The organism is Streptomyces sp. NPDC044033 (assembly GCF_056434425.1).
Map to the genome: position 1 here is coordinate 1 of NZ_JBWKFF010000064.1, position 3,732 is coordinate 3,732.

The window sequence follows — 3,732 nt, forward strand, 5'->3', positions numbered from 1 at the left end:
AGCGAGTATTTCCGGGGTGCAGCCATGGTCACGGGTCCTCTCATGAGTCCCATCTGACCCGCTGTCAGCATCTTTCGCATCTCGGGGGAACCTCACCGGCCGCTGGACGGCTACGACGAACTGGTGCCGGTCATGGCTGCCTACGCCGCCGAGCACTCCTACAGCAAACCGTGGCTGCGGCAACTCCAGCAGATGGTCCGGCTCGCACTGGCAGTGCGGGACGCCGACGGCCTCGACCTGGTCGCGGAGGAGGCTCTGGACGATCTCCAGTACTACATGCTGCCCGCCGCAGACGTTCTGCGACAAGCAGGCATGTTGCGAGCGCGTCCCCAAGTTGCTTTTAAATCAATGGGGTTGATGACTGCTTTACCTGCGGTTGAGGCTACCCCGAGACTGAAAACATCCCGCACCGCAGTGACATTCCGCCGCGGGCCCCGGCGGGAGTGGAAGCCAGGAGTCAAGACGCCTCCGCCGCCTCCGTCGCCCCCGTCGGGAAGGTCTTGCGAGGACTGCGGAGCCTGGATTGCCGCAATCCGTCAGACCCGCTGTCAGGCATGCAGGACCTGGCGGAGCAACCGGGGAAGGCTGCATCCGATCGGTCAGTGCGAGCGCTGCCGCCGGCCGGGCCTGCCGCTGGGGCGGCACGACTTCTGCCGGGCCTGCCTGATCCACCTGCGCAGTCATGGGCCGCAGCCCGGCGTCGCCCCGTCGACGCAGCTGTGGTTCGGCGAGGCCTTCGGCCCCAAACTCCGTGTCTTGGACGGCGAACTCGGCTATCAGCCGGTCAGCTCGCACCCGTCCCGGGATCGCGCTGCTGTGGCCATCAGGCTCCCGCAGCGGCCGCTTTCCCCGCACCTGGTAGCTGCTGGTCAGGAAGTCCTGTTCGCGGTGACACGCGACTGGAGGCCGGCGGCTCATCAACGCGACCACGAGCGGTTCCGCCTCACCAACGGTGATCAGCGACTTCTTGACGAACTTATTGAACTCGCCCGCAGCCAGCAGTGGGAAGAAGTCCCCCGATCCGAGACCGTACGGACCCTGAAGATTCTCCTGGCCTGGATCGGCGCGGCCGCGCCGATCCAGGAGGAGGACGTGTACAACCTTGCTCAACTCAGGGCTGGTCTGTCGGCTAAGCGTGTCGTTCAGTTCCTCGAACCCCGAGGTCTGCTCATCCCAAGCATCGAGCGGCGCAAGAACTATGACCTGCGGGTCATCGAGCAGATCATCGCGAGCTATCCCGAGACGATCGCCGATGAACTCCGGGTCTGGGTGAAGGTCATGCGCGGCGAAGGCCGCCGAGAGCACACCGCTCGCAGCCACCACAGCATCCGCCGCTACTTCCACCCCGTCGGGCCGATCCTGGACGGCTGGGCCGCCCGCGTCACCAGCCTGCGGGAGATCACCAACCAGGACGTCAAGGACGCGATCAAAACCCGGGAGGGCAACCCTGGGCGTCTGATCCACATCGTGCTGCGGAACCTGTTCCGGGCTCTGAAGCAAGAGCGTGTGGTTTTTCGGGACCCCACCCGAGGCTTGATCTTCGGCGGCATCCAGACCCTGCCCGGCTCCGTCCCCTCGGACCGTCTCCAAGGCATTCTCGATCAGGCCGGCAACCCCTTCGAACGTTTCATCGTCGTCCTGGTCGCCGTCCATGCCCTCGTCGGCACCACCATCCCGGTTCTCCTGCACAGGGACCTCGACCTCGCCGCCGGACGGCTGACCGTCCGGCGCGGCAGCTGGCGGCACACCATCTTCCTCGACGACCTCTCCCACCAAGCGGCGGCCGACTGAGGTTCCCCCGAGATGCGAAAGATGCTGACAGCGGGTCAGATGGGACTCATGAGAGGACCCGTGACCATGGCTGCACCCCGGAAATACTCCAAGACCACGGAGTTAGGGGCGAACCGGCGTTGTCAAGCGGATCGGGGATTTTTAGGGAAGTGCAGGTCACAGCAACGGGGCACCTGATAGAGCGAGGAAGCCGACCAAGGTCTTCCTGCTTGAAGGAGCCCCGTTGCCCGTTCAGTGTTCCACCGTCACGTTCACGTCGTCCATCACTGTCGCCGACGGTGTCTTTGCTCCAGGGCATCTCGGTGAGCTGACCCGGCACTTGCCTTTCGAACTCGTCGATGACGTGCTGGAACGCACCGGCGGCGCACAGCGGAGGCTGCGACTGCTGCCGTCGAGAGTGGGGGTGTACTTCGTGCTGGCCCTGGCGCTCTTTCCGCAGCTGGGGTACGTGCGTGTGTGGGACAAGCTCACTTGTGGGCTTCACGGGCTTCTCTCACGGAGCCCTTCGGAGAAGGCGCTGCGGGACGTCCGCCGACGGCTGGGCGTCGCGCCGTTCCAGTCACTGTTCGAAACGCTGGCCGGCCCCGTGGCGCAGCCGATCACGCCCGGGGTGCGCTACCGATGCTGGCGGACGGTCGCATTCGACGGCTGCAGCTCCACCAAGGCGCCTGACCGGCCGCGAGTCTGCGCCTGGCTGGGCAAGCACAAGCACCGCTATGGCACGGACGGGTATCCGATACTGAAGATCATGGCGCTGTGCGAGACCGGTACCCGGGCTCTGCTCGGCACTGTCTTCGGGCCGACGCCAGAGAAGGAGACCGGCTACGCCGAGCAATTGCTGCCGCTGCTGGACGACGGCATGCTGCTGCTGAACGACCGGGGCTTCGACTCCGATGACTTCCTTGCGAAGGCCGCGGCCACCGGCGCACAGTTACTGGTACGGCTCAAGGGAACCAGGACGCCCGCCCGCTGGGCGCTGCTGCCGGACGAAACGTTCCTGACCAGGATCAACGGGACCCGGCTGAGGATTATCGACGCGCACATCGCAGTGACGACCGCCAAAGGACTGCGGCTGGAAGGTCATTACCGACTGGCAACCACGCTCACCGATCACCGCCGATACCCCGCAGCCGAGTTGGTGGACCTCTCTCACGAGCGGTGGGAGATCGAATCGGCTTTCTACTCGCTCCGTCACACGTTGCAACACGGCATGGTGCTGCGCTCCCAAGACGCGGCGGGCATCCAGCAGGAACTCTGGGCTCACCTGACCGTCTACCAGGCATTACGCCGGGCCATGGTCGAGGCCGTGGAGACGGCCCCTGGCACGGATCCGGACCGGGCTTCCTTCACCGTCGCCCTGGAGACCGTCAAGGACCAGCTCATCGCCGCGGCCGATGTGCTGCCCGATTCCGGTCCAGGGCGCATCACATCGGCCCTGCTGCACCATCTGCTCCCGCCCCGCCGACCGCGCGTCAATCCGCGCCGCGTCAAGTGCCCGATCTCCCGCTACGCTGCACCACCCGGCCAGGCGCAAGTCCTCGGGGCTTCCTCGATCACCAGCATCGTCGTGACCATCCACTCGTCTGCCAAGCCCGGGAATGACGGACGTCGCGACCGCACGCTGCAACTGTTGCGCACCGACTCTCTCCGCACCTGGCGCGCATGTGAAATTGCCCGCGGTATCGGGCCGCACGATACCCAAGGGCTACGTGCGGAACTGGGGCGCTGGGTCCGCGAGGGAATCCTTCGCCGCACCGGGCGAGGCATCTACGTCCTCGCACCCGAGTGGATCACACCCGACCCCCACGCCCCTCACTTCCGCCCGCTTGACAGCGCCGGTTCGCCCCTAGGCAGTGTCTGATGGTTCTTGTCCGGGTGGTGGATCTGCCGTGGTTTCGGGCAGGAGCCCGGCATGGTGCGGCGGCATGAACTGACCAATGC

General features: G+C 65.8%; 3 protein-coding genes. 2 read left to right on the forward strand and 1 reads right to left on the reverse strand.

From position 1 onward, the window contains the following. The coding region (locus AC07AB_RS40145) for a hypothetical protein (protein ID WP_478577660.1) at nucleotides 1-306 on the reverse strand (306 nt) is incomplete at its 3' end. A gap of 450 nt (nucleotides 307-756) precedes the next feature. Between AC07AB_RS40145 and AC07AB_RS40150 the strand changes: the two genes are divergently transcribed. After that, complete coding sequence (locus AC07AB_RS40150) at nucleotides 757-1,791, forward strand: hypothetical protein (RefSeq protein WP_478577663.1); 1,035 nt, start codon at nucleotides 757-759, stop codon at nucleotides 1,789-1,791. A 223-nt stretch (nucleotides 1,792-2,014) separates the two neighbouring features. Continuing rightward, nucleotides 2,015-3,652, forward strand: a complete 1,638-nt coding sequence (locus AC07AB_RS40155; RefSeq protein ID WP_478577665.1) for an IS4 family transposase — start codon at nucleotides 2,015-2,017, stop codon at nucleotides 3,650-3,652. The last annotated feature ends 80 nt before the right edge of the window (nucleotides 3,653-3,732 follow it).